General features: G+C 64.1%; 19 protein-coding genes and 1 pseudogene. 5 read left to right on the top strand and 15 right to left on the bottom strand.

The window, feature by feature from the left end; genetic code table 11:
• Positions 1-41: 41 nt before the first annotated feature.
• The 4 genes from DYST_RS14125 to ubiA all read right to left on the bottom strand — a co-directional run bounded on the left by DYST_RS14125 (position 42) and on the right by ubiA (position 3707).
• Positions 42-1304: an RNA polymerase sigma factor gene (locus tag DYST_RS14125; RefSeq protein WP_239946323.1), complete on the bottom strand. Its 1263-nt coding sequence runs from the start codon at positions 1302-1304 to the stop codon at positions 42-44.
• Between the two features lie 63 nt (positions 1305-1367).
• Entirely contained in the window at positions 1368-1787 is a 420-nt protein-coding gene (locus DYST_RS14120) for a VOC family protein (RefSeq protein WP_102302212.1), read from the bottom strand.
• Between the two features lie 290 nt (positions 1788-2077).
• Complete coding sequence (locus tag DYST_RS14115) at positions 2078-2506, bottom strand: YciI family protein (RefSeq protein ID WP_102302213.1); 429 nt, start codon at positions 2504-2506, stop codon at positions 2078-2080.
• Between the two features lie 181 nt (positions 2507-2687).
• Entirely contained in the window at positions 2688-3707 is a 1020-nt protein-coding gene (gene ubiA, locus DYST_RS14110; protein ID WP_239946322.1) for a 4-hydroxybenzoate octaprenyltransferase, read from the bottom strand.
• A gap of 124 nt (positions 3708-3831) precedes the next feature.
• On the opposite strand from ubiA, the gene DYST_RS14105 reads away from it, so the two are divergent.
• The 3 genes from DYST_RS14105 (at position 3832) to DYST_RS14095 (ending at position 7491) form a co-directional block, all read left to right on the top strand.
• Positions 3832-4197, top strand: a complete 366-nt coding sequence (locus DYST_RS14105; RefSeq protein ID WP_102302214.1) for a hypothetical protein — start codon at positions 3832-3834, stop codon at positions 4195-4197.
• A 208-nt stretch (positions 4198-4405) separates the two neighbouring features.
• Positions 4406-6751 carry a DUF2167 domain-containing protein gene (locus tag DYST_RS14100; RefSeq protein WP_239946321.1) on the top strand — a complete coding sequence of 782 codons (2346 nt, stop codon included), beginning with the start codon at positions 4406-4408 and terminating at the stop codon, positions 6749-6751.
• A gap of 35 nt (positions 6752-6786) precedes the next feature.
• Positions 6787-7491 carry a hypothetical protein gene (locus tag DYST_RS14095; protein ID WP_239946320.1) on the top strand — a complete coding sequence of 235 codons (705 nt, stop codon included), beginning with the start codon at positions 6787-6789 and terminating at the stop codon, positions 7489-7491.
• A gap of 39 nt (positions 7492-7530) precedes the next feature.
• Here DYST_RS14095 and ilvA read toward each other — a convergent pair whose 3' ends face one another.
• The 11 genes and pseudogenes from ilvA to DYST_RS14040 all read right to left on the bottom strand — a co-directional run bounded on the left by ilvA (position 7531) and on the right by DYST_RS14040 (position 21140).
• Positions 7531-9093, bottom strand: a complete 1563-nt coding sequence (ilvA, locus tag DYST_RS14090; RefSeq protein ID WP_239946319.1) for a threonine ammonia-lyase, biosynthetic — start codon at positions 9091-9093, stop codon at positions 7531-7533.
• The gene (gene ilvN, locus DYST_RS14085) at positions 9090-9332 is read right to left on the bottom strand and encodes an acetolactate synthase small subunit (RefSeq protein WP_102302217.1); all 243 of its coding nucleotides are present in this window, start codon (positions 9330-9332) and stop codon (positions 9090-9092) included. Before ilvN ends, ilvA begins: the two co-directional genes overlap by 4 nt.
• A gap of 22 nt (positions 9333-9354) precedes the next feature.
• Positions 9355-11235 carry a biosynthetic-type acetolactate synthase large subunit gene (ilvB, locus tag DYST_RS14080; RefSeq protein ID WP_239946318.1) on the bottom strand — a complete coding sequence of 627 codons (1881 nt, stop codon included), beginning with the start codon at positions 11233-11235 and terminating at the stop codon, positions 9355-9357.
• A gap of 273 nt (positions 11236-11508) precedes the next feature.
• Complete coding sequence (gene ilvC / locus DYST_RS14075) at positions 11509-12525, bottom strand: ketol-acid reductoisomerase (RefSeq protein ID WP_239946317.1); 1017 nt, start codon at positions 12523-12525, stop codon at positions 11509-11511.
• Positions 12522-14240 (bottom strand): dihydroxy-acid dehydratase, encoded by a 1719-nt coding sequence (ilvD, locus tag DYST_RS14070; protein WP_239946316.1) that lies wholly within the window; start codon positions 14238-14240, stop codon positions 12522-12524. The genes ilvC and ilvD overlap by 4 nt, the downstream gene beginning before the upstream one ends.
• 186 nt (positions 14241-14426) lie before the next feature.
• Positions 14427-15524: a 3-isopropylmalate dehydrogenase gene (gene leuB, locus DYST_RS14065; RefSeq protein ID WP_239946315.1), complete on the bottom strand. Its 1098-nt coding sequence runs from the start codon at positions 15522-15524 to the stop codon at positions 14427-14429.
• Complete coding sequence (gene leuD / locus DYST_RS14060; protein WP_239946314.1) at positions 15521-16105, bottom strand: 3-isopropylmalate dehydratase small subunit; 585 nt, start codon at positions 16103-16105, stop codon at positions 15521-15523. Before leuD ends, leuB begins: the two co-directional genes overlap by 4 nt.
• Positions 16102-17513, bottom strand: a pseudogene (leuC, locus tag DYST_RS14055) (3-isopropylmalate dehydratase large subunit). Before leuC ends, leuD begins: the two are co-directional and overlap by 4 nt.
• On the bottom strand, positions 17510-18514 hold the full coding sequence (locus tag DYST_RS14050) for a branched-chain amino acid transaminase (protein WP_239946313.1): 1005 nt from the start codon (positions 18512-18514) through the stop codon (positions 17510-17512). Before DYST_RS14050 ends, leuC begins: the two are co-directional and overlap by 4 nt.
• 16 nt (positions 18515-18530) lie before the next feature.
• Positions 18531-20123, bottom strand: a complete 1593-nt coding sequence (locus DYST_RS14045; protein WP_239946312.1) for a 2-isopropylmalate synthase — start codon at positions 20121-20123, stop codon at positions 18531-18533.
• A 396-nt stretch (positions 20124-20519) separates the two neighbouring features.
• The gene (locus DYST_RS14040; RefSeq protein ID WP_239946311.1) at positions 20520-21140 is read right to left on the bottom strand and encodes a TetR/AcrR family transcriptional regulator; all 621 of its coding nucleotides are present in this window, start codon (positions 21138-21140) and stop codon (positions 20520-20522) included.
• Positions 21141-21267: 127 nt separating this feature from the next.
• On the opposite strand from DYST_RS14040, the gene DYST_RS14035 reads away from it, so the two are divergent.
• The gene (locus tag DYST_RS14035) at positions 21268-21837 is read left to right on the top strand and encodes a hydrolase (RefSeq protein WP_239946310.1); all 570 of its coding nucleotides are present in this window, start codon (positions 21268-21270) and stop codon (positions 21835-21837) included.
• A gap of 50 nt (positions 21838-21887) precedes the next feature.
• Positions 21888-22676 (top strand): prolyl oligopeptidase family serine peptidase, encoded by a 789-nt coding sequence (locus DYST_RS14030; protein WP_239946309.1) that lies wholly within the window; start codon positions 21888-21890, stop codon positions 22674-22676.
• The last annotated feature ends 213 nt before the right edge of the window (positions 22677-22889 follow it).

Below are 22889 nucleotides of genomic sequence, written 5' to 3'. Positions count from 1 at the left end.
TGCGTGAAAGGCGTCGAAATGAGAGCTTTCAGTGCGTGTCATCAGCTCGGTACGTTGGCGGCACGCTGCAGCAGCAGTTCGCGCTCTCGCAGGTTGCGGGCGAGTGAGGCGGCGCGTTTGAGTTCTTCGCGTGCCTCGCCATGGCGGCCCAGTCGTCCCAGCAGCTCGCCGCGCACGCTGGGCAGAAGGTGGTAATGGCGAAGCAGGGGCTCGTTGCGCAGGGCATCCACCAACGACAGGCCAACTTCCGGGCCAAATGCCTGGGCATGCGCCACCGCGCGATTGAGAGCGACCACGGGCGAGGGCATGGCGCGAGCCAGTGCGTCGTACAGCGCGGCGATGCGCGGCCAGTCGGTATCCTCTGGCGTGAGGGCTCGCGCATGGCAGGCAGCAATGGCCGCCTGCAAGGTATACGGGCGTGCAGTACCACCCAGCGCTTCCGCGCGTTGCAGCGAGGCAAGGCCGCGCCGTATCAGCAGTTGATCCCAGCGTGCGCGGTTTTGGTCGTTCAGCAGGATGGGTTCGCCATTCGGTCCCTGCCGCGCAGCCGTGCGTGACGCTTGTATTTCCATCAGCGCGACTAGGCCATGCACTTCTGCTTCGGTAGGCGCCAAGCCGGCGAGCACGCGGCCAAGGCGCATGGCTTCGTCGCACAATTGCGGGCGCATCCAATCACCGCCGGAGGTGGCGGCGTAGCCTTCGTTGAAGATCAGGTAGACCACTTCCAGCACGGAAGCGAGTCGCACCCCCAGCTCGTCGCCGCGCGGCACTTCAAACGGCACCTGCGCGTCGCTGAGCGTGCGCTTGGCGCGCACAATGCGTTGCGCGACGGTGGGCTCGGGCACCAGAAAGGCGCGCGCAATTTCCACGGTGGTCAAGCCACCGAGCATGCGCAGCGTAAGTGCTACGCGCGCCTCGGTGGATAGCACCGGATGGCACGCGGTGAAGATCAGGCTGAGCAGGTCATCACCCACCGGGTTGTCGAGCATGGCATCCGGGTCTCCCACGGATTGTTCGAGCTGGTCTTCGATCTCACGCGTCAGTTCGTCTTCCTTGCGCCGGTGCAAGGCACGGCGACGCATCTGGTCGATGGCGCGGTGTTTGGCCGTGGTCATCAACCACGCACCGGGGTTGCGCGGCACACCGGTGGTCGGCCACTGCTCCAGCGCCGTCACCAGCGCGTCCTGCGCGAGCTCCTCGGCCACGCCTACATCGCGAACGATGCGGGCAAGGCCGGCGATAAGGCGCGAGGCTTCCATGCGCCAGACGGCGTCGATGGTGCGATGGATGTCGGTGGCGGTCATGGCCGCTGATCACAGCACCACCCATCCTGCGGCGCAAGTTCGCACGCACCATGCCGCCGTGGATCAGGGCGGCGACATCACCATCCAGTGCACGCCAAAACGGTCGTGCAACATGCCGAAGGCGGAGGCGAAGAAGGTTTTCGACAACGGCATGGTGACGCCGCCACCGTCAGCCAGTGCGTGGAAATAGCGCTTTGCTTCTGCTTCGTCCTTCGCATTGATCACTAGGGAAAAGCCCTGGAACGTGGGTTTGCCGAGGCAATCACCGTCGGACGCATTGACCAGCGATTCCCCGATCTTCATCGATGCATGCATGATCTTTTCGCCATCCGGCGGACGCGGCCCTGCGGGCTGGTCGTCCGGTTGCTCGGGGTTGTCCTTGAAGCGGACGAGATTCTGCACTTGCGCACCGATGGCCTGGCCATAGAAGGCAAGCGCTTCCTCGCAGCGGCCATCGAAGAACAAGTAAGGCTGGATCAGCATGACGATGTCTCCCTTGGAGCGATGATTGGGTCTGTTAACGCCATTGGCGTAGCCCGCGTTGCTTGTCCGTAGCCGCTCGGTGGTAGTGCGCGGCGCCGGCCTGGCTGGCTGCCAGGTCAAGCCGTGCGCTGCTGCCGGGTGGCTACGGACAAGCAACCTCCGGGCTGGGTCTTTTTGTCCGCCATACCGCGTCATCACTCGGTCGTGTACGGACGTACATTCCTTCGTTCTTCCTTGTCTGGCGGACAAAAAGCTCCCAGCGCGGGCCACGCCAATGGCGCTAACAGATCCTAGTGACTGTCGGCCATCTTGGCGCGTAGCTGCGCTTCCTGCTCGCGCAGTTCGGGGGTGAGCTCCTCGCCGAAATCTTCGGCTTCGAACACGCGACGGATTTCGATCTCCGAAGCGCCTTCCTCAAACGGATTAGGGCAGCGCTTCATCCATTCGATGGCTTCTTCCAGCGAAGCGACCTGCAGCAGCCAGAAGCCGGCGATCAGTTCCTTGGTTTCGGCGAATGGGCCGTCGATGACGGTGCGCTTGTCACCTTCGTAGCGCACGCGCGCGCCGTTCTTGCTGGGGTGCAGCCCTTCGCCGGCCAGCAGCACGCCCGCCTTGACCAGTTCCTCGTTGAACCGGGTCATCTCGGTGAGCAGTTTTTCGCTGGGCATGTCGCCGGCTTCGGAGGCCCGGCTGGCGCGGACCATGGCTACAAATCGCATCGTGGTAACTCCTTCGTATGGCATGAATGGACCTGCCTTGGGCGGTCCTCATCCTGACGACGAACGACCCTGGCAAGAATCGACAGGGTAATCGACGACATTTTCAGAAGGTGTTTCGAGTGCGTGTAGGCGACTGCGCAATCGCAGGCTTCACACCGCGGTCACGCACGCGGCCGGGTGCTCAGCGGAACGCCAGCGCCAGCACGATGCCTATCCACACCGCCATGCCCAGCCAGTTGTTGTTGCGGAAGGCCCATAGGCAGGCGGCGCGGTCGTGGCTGCGGATGCGCCAGAGTTGCCAGCCAAACAGGCCGGCGGCCGCCAGCAGGCCCAGCCAGTATGGCCAGCCGAGCGTGGCGCGCTGGCCCACAAACAGCATGGCCAACAGAAAAGTGGCCATCAGGATGCCCAGGATGGGCAGGTCCGCATCGCCGAACAGGATAGCGGTGGACTTGGCGCCGGCCTGGATGTCGTCGTCGCGATCCACCAGGGCGTATTCGGTGTCGTAGACCACCGACCAGATGATGTTGGCGATAAACAACAGCCAGCCCACGGGCGGCACGGTGTTCATCACGGCGGCAAAGGCCATCGGGATGGCCCAGCCGAAAGCTGCGCCCAGCACCACCTGCGGCAGGTGCGTGTAGCGCTTGGTGAACGGGTAGATCGCGGCCAGCGCCGCGCCCGCAAACGACAGTTCGATGGTGAGCCGGTTGGTGAACAGCACCAGGATGAACGAGCACACCAGCAGGCTGGCAAATACGATCAAGGCTTCGCGTGGTGTCACCCGACCCGCCGCGATGGGGCGGCCGGCGGTGCGTTCCACCTGCGGGTCCAGCTTGCGGTCCGCGAAATCGTTGATGGCGCAACCGGCCGCGCGCATGAAAAACACGCCCAGCGTAAAGATCACCAGCAGTTTCACCGGCGGGAAATCCGACGCGGCCAGCCACAACGCCCACCATGTGGGCCACAGCAGCAGCAGGGCGCCGATGGGGCGATCCATACGGGTCAGCACCAGGTAATCACGCGCCTTGGTGCGGTACGCCTCGGGCAGCTTCTGCAGTAACCAATCGAGCACGCGCGTGGCGCGGGTGGAGCTGTCCGCCGGCTGCGCGGTACGCGATGGCGCAGCGCCGGGCCGCGGGCGCGGCGTGTTGGTGGACGGCAGATTGCGCCGCTGGCGCTTGCGTGAGGTAGGAGCCATCTCCCAAGTTTACCGTGCTCCACCCTTGCACGTGGCGTGACGTATGGCCGATTTGCATGGCGCAGGCTGTCGCAACCTCGTCACAGAGCGGCCTACACTCGGGGCTTCTGCGCGGACGATACCCATGCCCAAAGCCCTTAGCCACATCGCCCTGATCGTCAACCATCCCACCCGCACCGCCCACCTGCTGACCGATGTGTTTCCGGATGCGCGTGTCCTGCGCGGGGAAGATCCGGAGGATTCACACCCGGAGGTGATTCTTGCGCTGGCCGGGCTGGAGTTTGCGCTGATCCGCGGGCAAGGGCCGGCCTCCCGCAACGGCGACCACATCGCCTTTGCGGTCACCAAGCAGGAGCAGCTTGACTGCGCGCGCCGCATGGACGCGCTGGCGTTGGATTACCAGATGGCGCGCGACGACACGGCGCTGTACTTCAGCGACTACGACAACCACGTGTTCGAGCTGGAAGTGGTGGACGACGTTGCGCCCTGAGCGTGCCGTCGCGTGGGTGAAGGCGTCGGCGCTCTATTCAGTCGCGCGTGCATCGAGACAGCGCGCCGAAGCGGTGAACGTTCTACACTACGCCGGCGTCTGATAGGGGCAGGCGTAGTCATCATCGACCTTGGAAGACAAGGGCGTCATGCACGCAGGATCCTTCGCGTGATCGTTCCATGATGCCCCTCACGCATGGATTGCCGCTATGAAGTCATCGATCACCCTCCGCCGCCCGGCGCTTGCCTTGCTCCTTGCCTGCACCGGTGTCGCCTATGCCGATACCTCGCCGTCCGAACCGAAAAACGCGCTGTCGCCCCGGTTGATACCGGTCTGCGCCGAAACGCTGTACCGCGCCTGCGGCCTGGTGGATCGGCAAGGCAATTGGGCGGTGCAGCCGGCCTATAGCGAGCTGTACGCCAATGGCGATATCTGGGTGGCCGAGCGGGAATCTCACCGGATCGACCTGCTGGACGCCGCCGGCAAGACCATCAGCGAGACCTCGCTACAAGACATCGGGCGTTTCAATGAGGGATTGGCCGCCGCGCAAGACGCCAAGGGCCAGCAATACGGTTACATCGACACCAAGGGCCAGTTCGTCATACCGCCGAGCTATGAAACAGCCGGTGGTTTCTCCGGTGGGCTGGCGGTGGTCGGCAACACCGTCGACGGCGATTTGAAGATAGGTGTGATCGATCGGCAGAACCATCTTGTGGTGCCGCTCGGGGAATACGAGCACGTGGACGCCTATGCCTTTGGGCTGGCGGTGGTGCAGCGGGGCGAATCGCCGGTGAATGGCGGCGCCACGCAGCTGGGCGTTATCGATGCGCACGGCAAGCTCGTGATGCCATTCGCGGAGCGCATGGGCTTGACCGTTGTTGGCCCGGGGCGCGTGCTGGAGGCGACCTCGAAGAACCACGACACGATCGATCACTATCGGCTGCTGGATACGCAAGGCTACGAATTGTTCGCCGTGTCCGGCGATAGCGCGGTAATCCAGGATCCTACGGAAGGTCTGTCTTTCTTTACGGATGCCGAGGGGCGAACTGGCGTGCTCGACATCCAGAGCGGTCACGTTGCCGTGACACCGCGCAAGGAGTGGAGCGGTGGCCTGCCCTTTTCGGAAGGTCGCGCATGGGTTCTGCTATCCACTGGCGACAGTGGCAATCAGGTACACGTACTGATCGACCGCAATGGCAAGGAGCTGTTGCGCCGGACCGGAAACAGCATCGGCGATTTCCATGGCGGCATCGCTGCAGTGACCGATGACCTGGGCCGATGGGGCTTGATCGACCACGCCGGCAAGCCGATGAGCGCATTCGAGTTCTACTCCGCTTTGGCGCCGTGGTCTTGGTCCGAGCAGACGCCCAGGGATGGCGACGTCATGCAGTTCACCGAAATCACGTCACTGCATGACAGCCCGCAACGAACGGTATGGATGAACGCCAAGGGTGCGTCCATCGTTAGCCTCGAGCCCCAGGCCTGCGGCATTCAGGCCGTGCACAACGCCAAAGGCGAGACCATTTGGCCCGCCAACGTGGCCGATACCTGCGCTGCCAAGGCATCATCCGATGGATCGAGCCAGGCCGCTCTCAGCGATGGCGCGAAGGCCGTGTTGCTGGAAGCCGCGCAGCGAAAACTGCAGTTGGCGAAGGAAGAAGATACGCGCAACGGTTACGAGTTCGGCCCGTCGTCCGGCGACATCCTCATTCCGCTCGGCGTTGAGTGGCAGCACGGTCCGGCCACCATCAAACTCGATGGGCCCGCGACATTCGATTTGCCCAAGGGCTACCGTTACCTGTCGCCGGAGGCGGTGCGTAAGCTGCCAAACGACCCTTCACCGGATGCCAGCCTTTCCGTAGCGCTGGTTGCACCGGAAGACGGTAGCTGGATCGCACGCATGGTCGTGGCACAGCAAGGTTACGTGCCCACGGAAGGCGTCCAGCTCGATACGCAGCGGCTGGAACAGACCATCAACTACTACGGTGCGCGCTTTGATATACACGCGCCCGTTGGTAGCGCGCACATGACGTCCATGAAGTGGCTTGCCAAGCCCGCGTGGGATGCAGCACACCACCGCCTGGACTGGGGCTACCGCTACACCGACATGGGCTCCCCCAACGGCGGCTACCACTACGACAGCCACGCGGAATTGAACAATGTCACGCTGGGTCGCCTCTATGCGGTTGCGCTACAGATCACGTTGTCTGGGTTCGATCAGGATCAGAAGCAGGCAGTCACCGGCAATCCACTAAACACGCTCGCCCAAGGCATCGATTTCGATCAGGGTGCGCGTTATGAGGATCATCAGACGGCTGACGCCACCGCTGCGCTAGGCCTCGAAGGCTTCATCACCGGGCCCAAACCGGAGGAGACGAAGGCTTCCGAAGATCTCATCATCCAAGGCATGGCACGCGCGGAAGAAAAGCGCGACCTGCACATCCTGGGGTTGCTGGGTCGTCTGGCCATCCTGATCGTGCCGGTGCTGACGGCATGGGGCGTGCGGCGGGCCCGGAAAGCGAGCGGATCAAGCGAGCCGACCAACAACGGCTGATGTTTCGTCCCGACGATCGTGAGGGGCTTTTCTGCATGTTCTCGTTACGCGTATGGGTCTGTGCCCTGATCTGGCCGGTGGTCGCGTTCGCTGATGGCGGTGAGCGGTCTTCAGAGTATGGGTTTCGTCCTGGGCCATTGCCCGCTGTAGCGCGCGATGTTTCGGTGACGTATCGCGCCACCATGAGCACCACGCCCAAAGAAACCTATTGGATTCGCCTGCGCATCAAACAGGGCGGTATGCCTTACATCATCGATTTCCCGAACGCGGCAAGGGATCACCACCGACCCTGGATGCCGCTCGGCGGTTTCGATGACTCCTATTGGGTAGTGGATGCACGACCGGGCAAGGTCGGCCACCTCATCAACCCTGCCAATCGCAACTTCAACCGGATTTACGGTGATACGGAGCCGCTCATCGATATCACGCTTGTTTCGTATGCGCGGTCGACAACGGTTGCCGGGCAACCCTGCGAGTTGTGGAATGCCATACGTATGTATCCGCATTTCCGGCAACAGCTGGAGGTGTGCCTGTCGCGGGATGCTGTCGTGCTGCGTGTGACGCCACGCTTTCCGGGTATCACGGATACCTTGGAAGCGGAAGCCGTGACCTATCAGGATTTACCCGCCACGCTGTTCGAGATCCCACCGGGCTATTTCCATATGGTGACGCCACCACCGCCACCACCGAACGCCACTTTGAGCCCCTACGACGCACCGGCGAGCAATGGTCATAAATAAGCACGCGTGCGCTGATTTTCGCGTGCGCGATAAGGCCACTCAGCGCAGCAGCAGGCGATACGCAGGATTCTCGCTCTCGTCGCGGAAGGGATAACCCAGCGTATCGAGGAAGGCCTGGAACAGTGTGCGCTCGTCCTGTGGCACCTGGATGCCGACCAGGATGCGTCCGTAATCCGCGCCCTGATTGCGGTAGTGGAACAGGCTGATATTCCAATCCGGGTGCATGTGGCTGAGGAAACGCGTGAGTGCACCCGGCCGTTCGGGAAACTCGAAGCGATACAGCAGTTCGTCGCGTGCCAGCGGTGAGCTGCCACCGATCATGTGGCGTAGATGCAACTTGGCGAGTTCGTCGTCGGTGAGATCGAGCACACCGAAACCGTGCGAGCGGAACGCGTCAATAAGCGTCTCGCGCTCATCGCGGTGCGTGGTTTGCACGCCGACGAAAATGTGCGCCTCGCTGGCGTTACCGATGCGGTAATTGAATTCGGTGATGCTGCGCTGATCCAGCGCGGCACAGAAACGCCGAAAGCTGCCGCGTTCCTCGGGAATGGTAACGGCGAACACCGCCTCACGCTGCTCGCCCACTTCCGCGCGCTCAGCGACAAAGCGCAGACGATCAAAGTTGAGGTTCGCGCCGGACACAATGGCGACCATCGGGTGCTCCGACGCGCCGTGTGTCGCCACGTACTGCTTGAGCCCCGCCAGGGCGAGTGCGCCGGCCGGTTCGGGCACACTGCGCGTGTCATGGAATACGTCACGGATGGCGGCACAGATGGCGTCGGTATCCACGCGCACCATGTCGTCCACATAGCGCTGGCACAGCTCGAAGGTCAGGTCGCCCACGCGCTTCACCGCCGTGCCGTCGGCAAACAGCCCGACTTCCGGAAGCGTCACCGGCACGCCCGCCTGCAGCGATTGCACCATGGCATCGGAATCGCAGGTCTGCACGCCGATGACCTTGATCTCCGGACGCAGCGCCTTGACGTAGCCGGCCACGCCGGCGAGCAGGCCGCCGCCACCCACCGGCACGAAGATCGCGTGCAGCGCACCAGGATGCTGGCGCAGGATCTCCATGCCCACCGTGGCCTGCCCGGCAATCACGGCAGCATCGTCGAAGGGATGCACAAAGGTGTAGCCGCGTTCGGCCTGCAGGCGCGAGGCTGCCGCCTGCGCGTCGCTGTAGGAATCGCCCGCCAGTACCACCTCCACTCGCGGACCGCCAAAGCGTCGCACGGCGTCAACCTTCACTTGCGGTGCGGTCACCGGCATCACGATAACGGCGCGTATGCCCAGTCGCGCTGCCGCCAACGCCACGCCTTGCGCATGATTGCCGGCGGAGGCGGCGATGACGCCGCGCGCCCGCTGCTCTGGGCCAAGCTGCGCCATGCGGTTATACGCGCCGCGCAACTTGAACGAGAACACCGGTTGCTGATCTTCACGCTTGAGCAGTACGTGTTGCCCCAGGCGCGTGGACAGCAGCGGTGCAGCGTCCAGCGACGTTTCACGTGCCACGTCGTAGACGCGCGCGCCCACGGTCTGCCGTAGCAGTTCGTGCTCGCTCAGGCTGTCCGTCGCATCGGCGGCGGCGACCAGTGCATTCATGGCGTGGTAGCGGGATGGCTAACGTCGATCACATCAACCAGCTTGCGAGTCTGCTTGATGATCTGCTCCACCGTATCGTCCGCACCATGCATGACTAATGTGAGTTGCGACACCTCCGGGTCATCGGTGGTGGCGACGGTGAGCGAGTCGATATTGCAGTGGCGCGCGGCGAACATGCCGGCCACGCGCATCAAAGCGCCGGATTCGTTTTGCAGCAGGATGGAAAGTGTGTGTTTCATACGGGTTCCCTAGCGGCGATCCTCAGAACATGTCCGATGTGGCATCACCGGATGCTGCCGGCGGTACGCGTGACGGAATGAAATCGCCCGTAATCATCTGAGCGTATGTCGCGCCCGGTCCCACCATGGGATACACGCCAGCATCGGGATCGATCATCACCTCAAGGAAGGCCGGACCATCAAAGGCGAGAAAGTCGGCAATGGTGTCTGCCAGCTCGTCCTTGTTCTCCAACCGCTTCGCCCACTCGAAACCATCGGCCTGCGCGGCCTTGATGAAGTCCTTCTTGTGCAGGCTTTTGTCGGACGAGGCGAAACGGCCGCGGAAAAACAGCTTCTGCCACTGGCGCACCATGCCGTCGCCAATGTTGTTGAGCACCACCACCTTCACCGGCAGGTTATAGGTGGTGACGGTTTCCAGCTCGCCGAGATTCATGCGTATGCTGGCGTCCCCGTCGATATCGATCACTATCGCATCGCGTCGCGCGAACTGCGCGCCGATGGCGGCTGGCAAGCCGAAGCCCATGGTGCCCATGGATCCGGATGTCAGCCAATGGCGCGGCTCGCGGAAGTCGAAATACTGCGCGGTCCACATCTGGTGTTGGCCCACGCCCGTGCTGATCACGGCACGGCCTTGCGTGTGGTGGTTAATCGCCTGGATCACCGCCTGTGGCTGGATCAATGCGCTGTCGCGATCGTAGTTGAGCGCATGCGTCTGCTTGAGCGCGGCGATATGCGCATGCCAGTCCGCATAGCGACCGTCGCCACCAAAGTTCAGCGCGTGGCGCACGCCATACTGGTGCAGGCGTGACAGGGTCGCGTCGAGGTCGCCGTGGTGATGCCAGTGCACCGACTTCACCTTGCCGATCTCGGCCGGGTCGATATCGATCTGGGCGATAAAGCGCGCGTTGGGCGCGAAGCGATCGGGCACGCTGGCGACGCGATCATCGAAACGCGCACCCAGGGCCAGCAGGAAGTCGCAATCCTCCACGGCATAGTTGGCATGGGCCGTGCCGTGCATGCCAAGCATATGCAGTGCGAGCGGATCAGTGGTGTCCACCGCGCCGATGCCCATCAGCGTGGTCGTTACCGGCAGGCCAAACTGTTTGACGAAAGCACGCAGCGTGGCGGATGCCTCGCCGGCAATGATGCCGCCACCGGCGTAGATCAGCGGACGCTTCGCTTTCGCCAATGCATCGAAGAAAGCCACACAGTGCGCGTCGTCAACGCGTGCGCTCTGAATGGCGTGCTGGCGGGCGCGATAGCCCGGAATCGGCAGCGTGCCTTCGCCGGCGAAGGCGAGCGCGGTGTTCTGTACGTCCTTGGGAATATCCACCACCACCGGGCCGGGGCGTCCACTGCGCGCAATCTCGAAGGCGGTACGCAACGTGACTTCCAGTCGCGACGGATCGGTGAGCAGGAACACGTGCTTGGCGCACGGACTCATGATGTTGCTGATCGGTGCTTCCTGGAAGGCGTCGCTACCCAGCGCGCCCGTGGGCACCTGGCCGCAGATCACCACCATCGGTATCGAGTCGGACATCGCATCGCGCACCGGTGTCACCATATTGGTGGCGCCCGGCCCAGAGGTGACAATGGCCACGCCCACCTTGCCTGAGGCGCGCGCATATCCGGCAGCCATGAAGCCTGCGCCCTGCTCGTTGGCGGGCACGATCAGCGGCATAGGCTCGCCACCCATGGGCGAGAGATGCGTGGCGTTGTAGCGGAACACGGCGTCGTACACCGGCAGGATGGCGCCGCCCGAATAACCGAACAGCACGTTGACGCCTTCGTCGGCCAGTACCTGTACCACCACTTCTGCGCCGCTCATGCTCTGGCCGGCCAGCGGGTGGGTGGTCAATGGTGCAGGCACGTCACGATCTTCGACGGCTCGGTGCAATGGCATGTTCACGGTGATCGGTTTTCCCAGTGCATCGCCGACGCATCGGCGAGCGGAATAGGGTTTGAAAATTCCCTCCCCTGAAAACCAGGGGAGGGCCAGGGAGGGGCAATGCGTGCGGGATTGGCGCCCCTCGAGTCGAGCAAAAACTTTTCGTATATGGCGGAGTTTTAAGCTCGTCATCCCCGCGTAGGCGGGGATCCAGCGACTTTGAAGTCTTGAAGGAACAGCAAACGTCACTGGATTCCCGCCTACGCGGGAATGACGAGCAAAAGACGATCAGCCCACCTTCTTCAACGGCTCCGCTGCCTTCGGTGCATTCGCCTGCAGCCACGGCATGCGTGCGCGCAGCTTCGCGCCCACCTGTTCCACCGGGTGCTCCAGGTCTGCCTGCTTGAACTTCTTGTAGTTCGGCAGGCCGGCCTTGTACTCGGCGATCCAGTTGTTGGCGAAGGTGCCGTCCTGGATGTCCTTGAGCACTTCCTTCATGCGCGCCTTGGTGCCGGCGTCGATCACGCGCGGACCGCTGACGTAATCGCCGTACTGCGCGGTCTCGGACACAAACTCCAGCATGCGTGCGATGCCGCCTTCGTAGAACAAGTCCACGATCAGCTTCAGTTCGTGCAGCACTTCGTAATAGGCGATCTCCGGCTGATAACCGGCTTCCACCAGCGTCTCGAAGCCGGCCTGCACCAGTGAGCTGGCGCCGCCGCACAGCACGGCCTGTTCGCCGAACAGATCGGTTTCAGTCTCTTCCTTGAAGTCGGTCTTGATCAGCAATGCGCGACCGCCGCCGATGCCGTCGGCATAGGCCTTGGCCTTGGCTTCCGCCTGGCCGCTGACGTCCTGATGCACGGCCCAGATGCTGGGCACACCGCGACCGATCTCGTACTCGCGACGCACTAGCGCGCCCGGGCCTTTCGGGGCGACCAGGACCACGTCGATATCCTTGCGCGGATCGATCTGCTTGAAGTGCACATTGAAACCATGCGCAAACAGCAGCGCCGCGCCGGGCTTGATGTTCGGCTCGATGCTTTCCTTATACAGCGTGGGCTGCACCATGTCGGGCGTGAGCACGGCGACGAGATCGGCGTCCTTCACCGCATCACCCGGCTCGGCCACGGTGAAGCCTTCGGCGCGGGCCTTCTCCCACGAGGGGCCGTTCTTGCGCAGGCCAACCACCACATCGAGACCGGAGTCGCGCAGGTTGAGGGCGTGGGCGCGGCCCTGGCTGCCGAAGCCAAGGACGGCGATGCGGGCTTTGGCCAGCGAATCGTTGGTGGTGCTGCTGCTCATGCGGTGACTCCTGCGGTCGTGTCTTCGTAGACGTGTGTGGAAGCGGATGCGGATGGACTGCGTGGTGCGATGGGTTGCGTGGTGGCGCCGTCGGAGGCGGAGCCGACCAGGGAGACATACTTGGCCAGCGCGCCGCGCGTGACCTTGGGTGCCGGCGGCTGCCAGCCTGCGCGGCGCGAGGCGAGATCGGCGGTGGTGCTGATCGCCCGTGTGTCGGCGTCGATGCGGATGAGGTCACCTTCGCGTAGCAAGGCGATGGGGCCGCCACGTGCGGCTTCCGGTGCGATATGGCCAACCATGTAGCCGTGCGTGGCGCCGGAGAAACGGCCGTCGGTGATCAATGCAACGTCGTCGCCCATGCCACGGCCAATCAGTGCGGCGGTGACGCCGAGCATCTCGCGCATGCCCGGGCCACCGGCGGGACCTTCGTTGCGGATGACGATGACGTCGCCCTTTTCGATGGTGCCGCCCTGCACGGCGGCGAACGCCTGTTCCTCGCTTTCGAACACGCGAGCGCGGCCTTCGAAATGGTTGGCGCCCTTGCCAGCTAGTTTGAGGATGCAGCCTTCCGGCGCGAGGTTGCCGTAGAGGATGGAGTAGCCGCCGCGCGGTTTCAGCGGCTGCGTCACCGGATGCACCACGTCCTGCGTCTCGGCGCGTGGAGCGGCGGCGGTTTCTTCGAACAGGCTGCGGCCGGTGACGGTGGGTGCGTCGTCCAGCATGCCAGCGGTGATCAGTTCCTGCGCCACGCGAGCCGCGCCGCCGGCGCCGAACATTTCGACGGCGGTGTAGCGCCCGCCCGGCAACAGGTCGGCGATCACCGGCGTGTGCTTGGACGCAGGTTCGAAATCCTCCAGTGTCCAGCGCGTGTCTGCTTCGCGCGCGATGGCGAGCAGGTGCAGCACGGCGTTGGTGGAGCCGGCGGTAGCAGCGACCATGCGCGCCGCATTGCGGAAAGCGGTTTCGGTGAGGAATGCGCGCGGCGTGCGGTTCTCCCGCAGGCATTCCATCACCAGCTCGCCGCAGCGGTATGCGGCCGCCGTCTTCGCTGGATGCGTGGCGGGAATGTCGTTGAAGCCCATTGGGGACAGGCCCAGCGTGGTGAGCACCATCGCCATGGTGTTGGCGGTGAATTGCCCACCGCAGGCGCCCGCGCCCGGGCAGGCGTCGCGCTCGACGGCGGTCAGTTCCGCATCGTCGATCTTGCCTGCGCCGTGCGCGCCGACGGCCTCAAACACCTGCTGGATGGTGATGGGGTGTTGGTCGTGCGTGCCGTGCGCAATGGTGCCGCCGTACAGCGCAACGCTGGGGATGTCGAGGCGAGCCATCGCCATCGCAGCAGCGGGGATGGTCTTGTCGCAGCCGCACAGCACCACCATCGCATCCAGGCAATGGCCATCGACCGCCAGCTCGATGGAGTCGGTGATCACCTCGCGGCTGATCAGCGAGGCGCGCATACCCGGCGTGCCCATGGCGATGCCGTCGGTCACCGCGATGGTGTTGAACTCGACGGGTGTGCCACCGGCGGCGCGGATGCCATCGGCGACGTGTACGGCCAGCTCGCGCAGGTTGAGGTTACACGGGCTCACGTTGGACCACGTGTGCACCACGGCCACCAGCGGCTTGGCGATGGCTTCATCGTCCAGGCCGGTGGCGCGCAACATGGCGCGTGCAGGTGCGCGGTCGGGGCCGGTCTTGATCAGGTCACTACGCATGCTGGATTTCCAAAGAAAGGACGCCTGTGCAACTCGTGAATGCGTTGAAAGTCACCGTCATCCCCGCGAAGGCGGGGATCCAGCGTCTTTCAAGGAAGGCGGCGGCGCTGGATGACCAGCCCTTCGGCTGTTGAAAGAGCGCCTCCCGCCTTCGCGGGAATGACGGCGATGTGGTGGCAGATTGGATCAACCGCATGCCCGGCCCCAGCGCAAGAAAGCAGCTGCGTTGCAGGCGTGTTCGTCAAGGGCAGCCAGCACGGCGTTCAACACGTCTTTTGTACCGGCGCTGCCGCCGATATCACGCGTGTGTGGGCCGTGTTCCAGTACGTCGGCGACGGCGGCTTCCACCGTGCTTGCTTCTTCTTCCAGGCCCAGCGAATGACGCAGCAGCATCGCGGCGGAAAGGATCGCGCCGGTGGGGTTGGCCACGCCCTGGCCGGCGATATCCGGCGCGGAACCGTGGATGGGTTCGTACAGACCAGCCTTGCCTTCGCCCAGCGATGCAGACGGCAGCAAGCCCAGCGAACCGGCGAGTGCAGCAGCCTCATCGGTGAGGATGTCGCCGAACAGGTTTTCGGTGACGACCACGTCGTACTTGCCTGGCTGCGTGAGAAGCAGCATCGCCATCGAGTCGACCAGTTGGTGCTCCAGCTTCACATCCGGATACTCCGCGGCAATACGCTGCACCGTAGTGCGCCACAGGCGCGAGGTTTCCAGCACGTTGGCTTTGTCCACCGAGGTGACGTGCTTGCGGCGTTCGCGTGCCAGTTCGAAGGCACGGCGCGTCACGCGCTCAACTTCAGCCACGGTGTACTTGCACTCGTCGATGGCGGTGTCGATGGTGCGCGTCTTGGCGCCGAAGTACGCGCCACCGGTCAGTTCGCGCACGAACAGCACGTCGACATCCTTCAGCTTCTCGTTCTTCAGCGGTGACAGCTCAGCCAGCGCGGGATGAACCTGCAGCGGGCGCAGGTTGGCGTACACGCCCAGCGCAGCGCGCAGCGCGAGCAAACCCTGTTCTGGGCGCACCGGTGCATTCGGATCGGACCACTTGGGGCCGCCGACGGCGCCGAGCAACACCGCGTCAGCGGCCTTGCATGCTTCCAGCGATGCGGTCGGCAACGGTTCGCCGGTGGCATCGATGGCGCAACCGCCGATCTGATGTTCCTCGAAATGAAAATGATGGTCGTAGTGCGCGGCAACCGCGTCGAGCACGGCGACGGCCGCTGCAGTGACTTCGGGGCCGACGCCGTCGCCGGGCAGGGTGACGATGTGCGCTCTCATGCAGCTTTCTCCACGCGTTGTTCGTAGGCAGTGATGGCGTCTTGGTGGTGCTGGAGGTAACCCAGCTGGTCCACGCCGTTGAGCAGGCAGTGACGTGCAAAGGGTTCGAGCTGGAAGCGGATGTGGCCGCCATCCGGCAGGGCGATGACCTGCTCGCGTATGTCGATGGTCAGTTCGATACCGGGATTGGTGAGCAGCCAGCGGTGCTCGGCTTCGTCCAGCACAATGGCGAGCAGGCCGTTCTTGAGCGCGTTGTTGCGGAAGATGTCCGCGATCTCGCTGCACAACACCGCGTGGATGCCGTAGTCCAGCAGCGCCCACGGCGCGTGCTCGCGCGAGGAGCCACAGCCGAAGTTGCGGCCCGCGACGAGGATGGAGCAACCCTGAGCTTTCGGCTGGTTGAGCGGAAAAGCGGGGTTGTCGCTGCCATCGGCCTGATAGCGCCAGTCGTTGAAGCACAGCTTGCCCAGGCCTGCGCGCTCGGTGGTGGTGAGAAAGCGCGCCGGGATGATGCGATCGGTGTCGATGTTCTCGTCCGGCAGTACGGCGGTGCGGGAGTGGAGGCGGGTGATGGGCTTCATGCGGCAACCTCCGTCATGTACTCACGTGGATCGGCAATGCGCCCTGCGACCGCCGATGCCGCTGCCGTCGCCGGGCTCGCCAACACCGTGCGCGCACCCTTGCCCTGTCGCCCTTCAAAATTGCGATTCGACGTGCTCACCACCAGCTGGCCCGGCTGCGCGAAATCGCCATTCATCGCGATGCACATCGAACAACCCGGTTCGCGCCACTCGGCACCGGCAGCGGTAAATACGTGATGCAGGCCTTCGCTCTCGGCATCGCGGCGCACCGCTTCGGAACCCGGCACCACCAGCATGCGCACACCATCCGCCACATGGCGGCCACGCAACACGCGTGCGGCTTCGCGTAGATCGGACAGGCGCGAGTTGGTGCAGCTACCGACAAACACCACGTCCACCGGCGTGCCCTGCATCGGCTTGCCGGCTTCGCTCTTCATGTAGTCGAGGGCGCGCTTCTCCTGTGCATTGCGCGCGGCCGGTACAGGCTTGTCCATGGCGATGGCCATGCCCGGGTGCGTGCCGTAGGTCACGGTGGGGCGGATCTTGCTGGCGTCGATGCGCACTTCGCGGTCGTACTCGGCACCCGTGTCGGTGCGCAGTGCCTTCCAGCGCGCCACGGCTTCGTTCCATGCGGCACCCTGCGGAGCGCGGGGGCGACCCTTCAGCCACGCGAAAGTCGTTTCATCCGGTGCAATCAAACCAGCGCGCGCGCCAGCCTCGATGGACATGTTGCACACCGTCATGCGTTCTTCCATCGACAGCTGTTCGATGGCCGCGCCGCGGTACTCGATGACATGGCCGGTGCCGCCGTCCACGCCGATCTCGCCGATGATGTGCAGGATCAGATCCTTGGCGCCGATGCCGGCAGGCAAGTGGCCATCGATATGAATGGCCAGCGTCTTCGCCTTGCGCTGGAGCAGGCACTGCGTGGCCATCACATGGCCGACTTCGGTGGTGCCGATGCCGAACGCCAGAGCGCCGAACGCGCCATGGGTGGAGGTGTGGCTGTCGCCGCACACGATGGTCATGCCTGGCTGCGTCGCGCCCAGTTCCGGCCCGAACACGTGCACGATACCGCGATCGCTGCTGTTCCAGCCGTGCAGTTCGACGCCGAATTCGCGGCAGTTTTTCTCTAGTTGCTCTACCTGCGCCTTCGCCTCGGCGTTGGCGTAGGGCGCACGCCATCCGTGCCGGTGGGCAGGGTCGGCGTGGAGTGATCCAGCGTGGCCAGCATGCGGTCCGGGCGACGCAACTTCAGGCCGCGCTCGCGCAGTTCGCTGAAAGCCTGCGGCGAGGTCACTTCGTGCACCAGATGCAGGTCGACGTAGAGGATGGCCGGCGTGTCGGTGGATTCAGCGGCGACGACGTGTGCGTCCCAGATCTTCTCGAACAAGGTCTTCGCGGTCATGCCGTCGCTCCCAACGAAGCAGGCTGTTGGTGAGGAGTGCGGCCATGGATGGCCGCTTTTTGATCTTCGTGCTCAGGGATGACCACATTGGATACCGCCGTGAGCCAGCCCCATTTGTCCTCGGTCGTGCCATCGAACAGGCCGAAAAAGGCTTTCTGCAGTGCGCGCGTGATATCACCGGGACGACCTGCGCCCACCTGCTTGCGATCCACCGAACGCACCGGCGTGATCTCAGCGGCGGTGCCGGTCATGAAGATCTCGTCGGCGGTGTACAGCGCTTCGCGGGGCAGATCGCGTTCTTCCACAGCGATGCCCATCTCGCCGGCCAACGTAATCACCGATTCGCGTGTGATGCCGGCCAGGATGCCCGCGCTGGTTGGCGGCGTGAGCAGCTTGCCGTTCTTCACCAGGAACAGGTTCTCGCCTGCGCCTTCGCTCAGCAGCCCGTTGTGGCCCAGTGCGATGCCTTCGGCGTAGCCGCCGCGACGCGCTTCAAGCGCGATCAACTGGCTGCTGAGGTAATTGCCGCCGGCCTTGGCCCAGCTCGGCAAGGTGTTCGGCGCGGGGCGGTGCCAGGAGGACACGCACACGTCGGCACCGTGCTCGATAGCGTCGCCCAGATACGCACCCCATTCCAGCGCCATGATCGCCACATCCACCGGCGAATCAGCCTTGGGCAACACGCCCAGGCCACCAGCGCCGCGGAACACGATGGGACGCACGTAAGCGGATTTCATGCGGTTCGCGCGAATCACTTCGTGACAGGCGGCGTTGATCTCGTCTTCGCTGTAACCGATCTCGATTTCGTAGACGCGCGCCGATTCGAACAGGCGACGCGTGTGATCGGCGAGACGGAAATAGGCGGGGCCCTGTGGCGTGGCATACACACGTTCGCCTTCGAATACCGAGGAGCCGTAGTGCAGGGCGTGGGTACTGACGTGGACCGTCGCCTCGGTCCAGGGTTTGATCTGGCCGTTGTGCCAGAGGAATGGCGTAGTCATCGGTTGGCTCCTTGAATCACAGGCTGGCGACGGCCGCCCGTTGCGAGACGGGTTGCTGTCGTTCGATGCGGTTGACGATGGCGAGCGCGGCATGCGCGGTCGCTTCGATGATGTCGGTGGATACGCCTAACCCACGCCAGTCACGCTCGGCGTGGCGGGCCGTAAGGTTGGCCTGGCCCTGCGCGTCACCGCCCTCACTGACGGCGCGCACTACGAACTGAGTGACGTCGAGCGTAGTGCCGGTGGCGCGCTCGATCGCGCGCAGCACGGCATCCACGGGGCCGTCGCCGATAGCGGCTTCGCCCACTTCTTCGCCGTTGTCGTGCGACAGCTTCACCGAGGCCGACGCGCTGCCGCCCATATGCGAATTGGTGTTGAGCTGCACGATGCGCCACGGGCCGGTCGCTTCCGGGTCCATGCCCAGCGCGATGGCTTCCAGGTCTTCGTCATGCACTTCGCGTTTCTTGTCGGCCAGCGACTTGAAGCGCGCGAAGATGCTTTCCATCGCGGTCTCGTCTACCTCGTGGCCCAGCGTCTGCAAGCGCTGGCGCAGGGCGTGGCGACCGGAGTGCTTGCCCAGCACCAGCTTGGTCTCGCCCATGCCCACATCCTGCGGGCGCATGATTTCGTAGGTGCCGCGATGCTTGAGCATGCCGTGCTGATGGATGCCCGACTCGTGCGCAAAGGCGTTGTCGCCCACGACCGCCTTGTTGCGCGGCACGGCCTGGCCAGTCAGCTGTGTCAGCAGGCGTGAAGTGGGATACAGCTTGCGCGTGTCGATGCCGGTTTCCACGCCGTAGTAGGCGGGGCGCACGCGCAGCGCCATCACGATCTCCTCCAGTGAGGCATTGCCCGCACGTTCGCCGATGCCGTTGATGGTGCATTCCACCTGGCGTGCGCCAGCAGACACGGCGGCGAGGCTGTTGGCGACCGCCATGCCCAGGTCGTCGTGGCAGTGGCTGGAGAACACCACGTTCTCCGCCCCGCGCACGTGCTTGCGCAGGTAGGCGAAGCGTTCGGCGATTTCAGCGGGGGTGGTGTAGCCCACGGTGTCGGGTGCATTCACCGTGGTGGCGCCGGCCGCGATGGCCGCGCTGAACACCTCGACCAGGTATTCCGGCTCGGTGCGCATGGCGTCCTCGGCGGAGAACTCCACCTCGTGGCATAGCTGCTTTGCGCGCTCGATGGCGGCGCAAGCGGTGTCGATCACCTGCTGCTTGCTCATGTTGAGCTTGTGTTCGCGGTGCAGGGGACTGGTGGACAGGAACAAGTGGATGCGCGAGCGGCGCGCACCCTGCAGCGCGCGGCCGCAAGCATCGATATCGCCGTCCACGCAGCGGGCCAGCCCACAGATCGTAGGGCCGCGCAGGACGCGGGCGATCTCCGCGACGGAGGCAAAGTCATCGGGCGAGGCACTGGGGAAGCCCGCCTCCAGAACGTCCACGCCAAGCGCTTCCAGCGCATGCGCCATGCGGAGTTTCGCCCGGCGGTCCATCGAAAAGCCGGGCGCCTGCTCGCCGTCGCGCAGGGTGGTGTCGAAGATACGCACGCGTTCGGTGGCTACGTCGCCCACGTCGCTGCTCTCGTTGCTGGTTGTTTCTGGGGTCATTGCTTGGCTCCGCTGGCACGCGCCGTTGGGCAACAAAAAACCCCGCATCCGTTTCCGGGTGCGGGGTTCTTTGGTCGTATTCAGGTGGTCTTTCTAGTTACCTGTACACACGCCCTCAGCCCGCACCTCCGTTGGTAATAAGGAGTACGAGTACAAGGGCAAGAAGGAGGTTGTTGCGAAGGCGCAGCGCGCCGTCGATGGTCGGGGGACCAATCGGTTCGGCTATGCGATCGTGGCTGTTGCGCTGCGACATGCATTCGACCCTAATGGGCCGTCTAACGGTCTGTCAACAGTTTCTTTTGAAAACTTTAAAATCGCGTGTCGCGCTGCACATTCGGACGTCCAGACGGCTGGACGCCTCGCGCGTACATGGCGCACGCGCGAGGTAAAGGGTTCTCAGGGGCGCGAAGCGAGCTCGGTGAGATACAGCGCGAGGGCTTGCTGTAGCTGGTTTTGCGCGGCTTTACGCAGGGTCGCGGGTTGTTCGCTTTCAAGCGCCACGGCGGCCTTCATCATCTGCTGCACCACCATCGCCGCGGGGCGTAGCTCACCGGCGGGAATGCGTGGCGCGTGGATCGCAAGGATCTGGCTAAGGTAATCGCGCATACGTTGGCGAATGGTGCGACCCAGCATGGAGGGCAGGGCGCCGGCGACCTCGGTCAGCGTGACCATGGCCGGGTGCTGCTTGCGATAGTCCACGAAGGTGCGGATGAGTCGCGCCGCAAGTTCTTCCGTTGTCCAGTCCGGCGTTTGCGCGACCAGCCGTTCCATCCGCTCGTTGAGGCCGTTGGCGTGTTCGCTCAGCAGGGCCTCGGCCAGCGCCTCTTTGGTGGGAAAGAACTGGTAGAGCGAGCCGATCGAGGCCTCCGCGCGGGCGGCGATCTCGGTCATGGTGGCAGCATCGAAACCTTTTTCGACGAAGCAGGCGGACGCGGCCGCCAGCAAGGTCGCCACGCGCTCGTGGCCACGCCGACGGCTGGGCGCACGACCGCCCTGGCTTGTCTTTTGTGAGGGCATCCTCATAAACTCCAATGTGAGGCTATCCTCACATAGCGACTATTTCCGGCCGGTGTTCGACGCGGCATGAACGCGGCCGATTCTACGCTGATGACTACCCAATCCCCGCATATCCATGGAGTTCCCGATGGAAAAGCTTGACCCCCGCACCACCGCGCTCGTCCTTATCGACCTGCAAAAAGGCATCGCGCCGTTCGCCGGCGGACCGCATTCCAGCGCTGATGTGAACGCGCGCGCCGGCCGCCTCGCCGCCCGTTTCCGCGAGCTCAAGGCACCGGTGGTGCTGGTCCGCGTGGGCTGGTCCGCCGACGGCGCCGACATGCCCCGTCCGCTGACCGACGAGCCGCCGCGCAACATGACGCTGCCAGCCAACTGGATGGAGTATGCGGATGAACTGAACGTCACCGACGGCGACATCCACATCACCAAGCGTCAATGGGGCGCGTTCTACGGCACCGAGTTGGAGCTACAGCTGCGCCGTCGCGGCATCACCCAGATCGTGCTGGGTGGTGTGTCCACCAATATCGGCGTGGAATCCACCGCGCGCAACGCCTTCGAGCTGGGCTTCAACCAGGTGCTGGTGGAAGACGCGATGAGCTCCAGCAACGCTGATCAGCACCGTTTCGCCGTGGAAAATATCTTCCCGCGCCTGGGTCGTGTGCGTTCCACTGAGCAGGTACTGGCCGCGCTGGCCTGATCTATCGTCCGCCAGCTACTCTCCCGTGGACTGACACCCGGGAGAGTGGCATGGCGGCAAAACACCTTGGATGGGCGGCAGTCTTGCTGCTGGGCATGGTTTCGACAGCGCAAGCGGCCGATGCGCATTTCGTCGCCGATGCGGTGACGGTGAATGGCCATCGCCACGCTTTCCAGGTGTTTGTTCCCCGCGACTGGAGTGCGGATCGCGCGTGGCCGGTGGTGCTGTTTCTGCACGGCAGCGGCGAACGCGGCAACGACAACCAGGTCCCGTTGAAGCAGGGCCTGCCGCTGTGGCTGAAAGAACACGGCGACGACTTTCCCGCCGTAGTGGTGGTGCCGCAGGCACCGGCCGACACTGTGTGGAGCGGCGAGGTCGAGCAGGCCGCCATGGCCGCGCTGGACAAGAGCATTCATGCCTACCACGGGGACCGCTTGCGGCTTTACCTCAACGGCCTCTCCATGGGCGGCTATGGTGTGTGGCAGATCCTGGCGGATCATCCCGGCATGTTTGCCGCCGGCGCGGTGATCTGCGGTGGCGTGCGTGCCCTGGACGACATGCCGGAGCTGAAGGTCTACGGCATTCCCGCGCATGTCGATCCCTACGCCTGGGTGGCTGGCCGGGTGAAGTCGACGCCGGTGTGGATCTTCAACGGATCGGTCGATGATCAGGTGCCTCCGGCCGAATCGCACGCTATGAATCAAGCGCTGACACGTAGTGGCGACGAGGTCCGCTACACCGAGTTCCCGGGTGTGGGCCATGCCTCCTGGGGCCCGGCGTACGCCACGCCCGAACTCTGGCCCTGGCTGTTTTCGCACCGGCGCAGCAGTCAGGGCTGATCGCTTCAGGTTTCAATCCTTCGGAAAACTAAACGATCGATGTTGCGCCGCGAGAGCTACGCAGCCGCGGTAGCGACCGCGCAGCCACGGGATTGGGCTTGAGGTTTCAGTCCATAAACTATTGCGCTGCATCAAGAATCGTCTGATATCGTGACTTTACAAGTTTTGATGAAAACGTTTACGTTCCGCCGCACACGCGGAGGAACGCTCTTC

The organism is Dyella terrae, from assembly GCF_022394535.1.
In the GTDB taxonomy this organism is placed as follows: Bacteria; Pseudomonadota; Gammaproteobacteria; order Xanthomonadales; family Rhodanobacteraceae; genus Dyella.
Note: the sequence above shows the minus strand (reverse complement) of the source record. Positions and strands in the feature narration are given on the sequence as shown.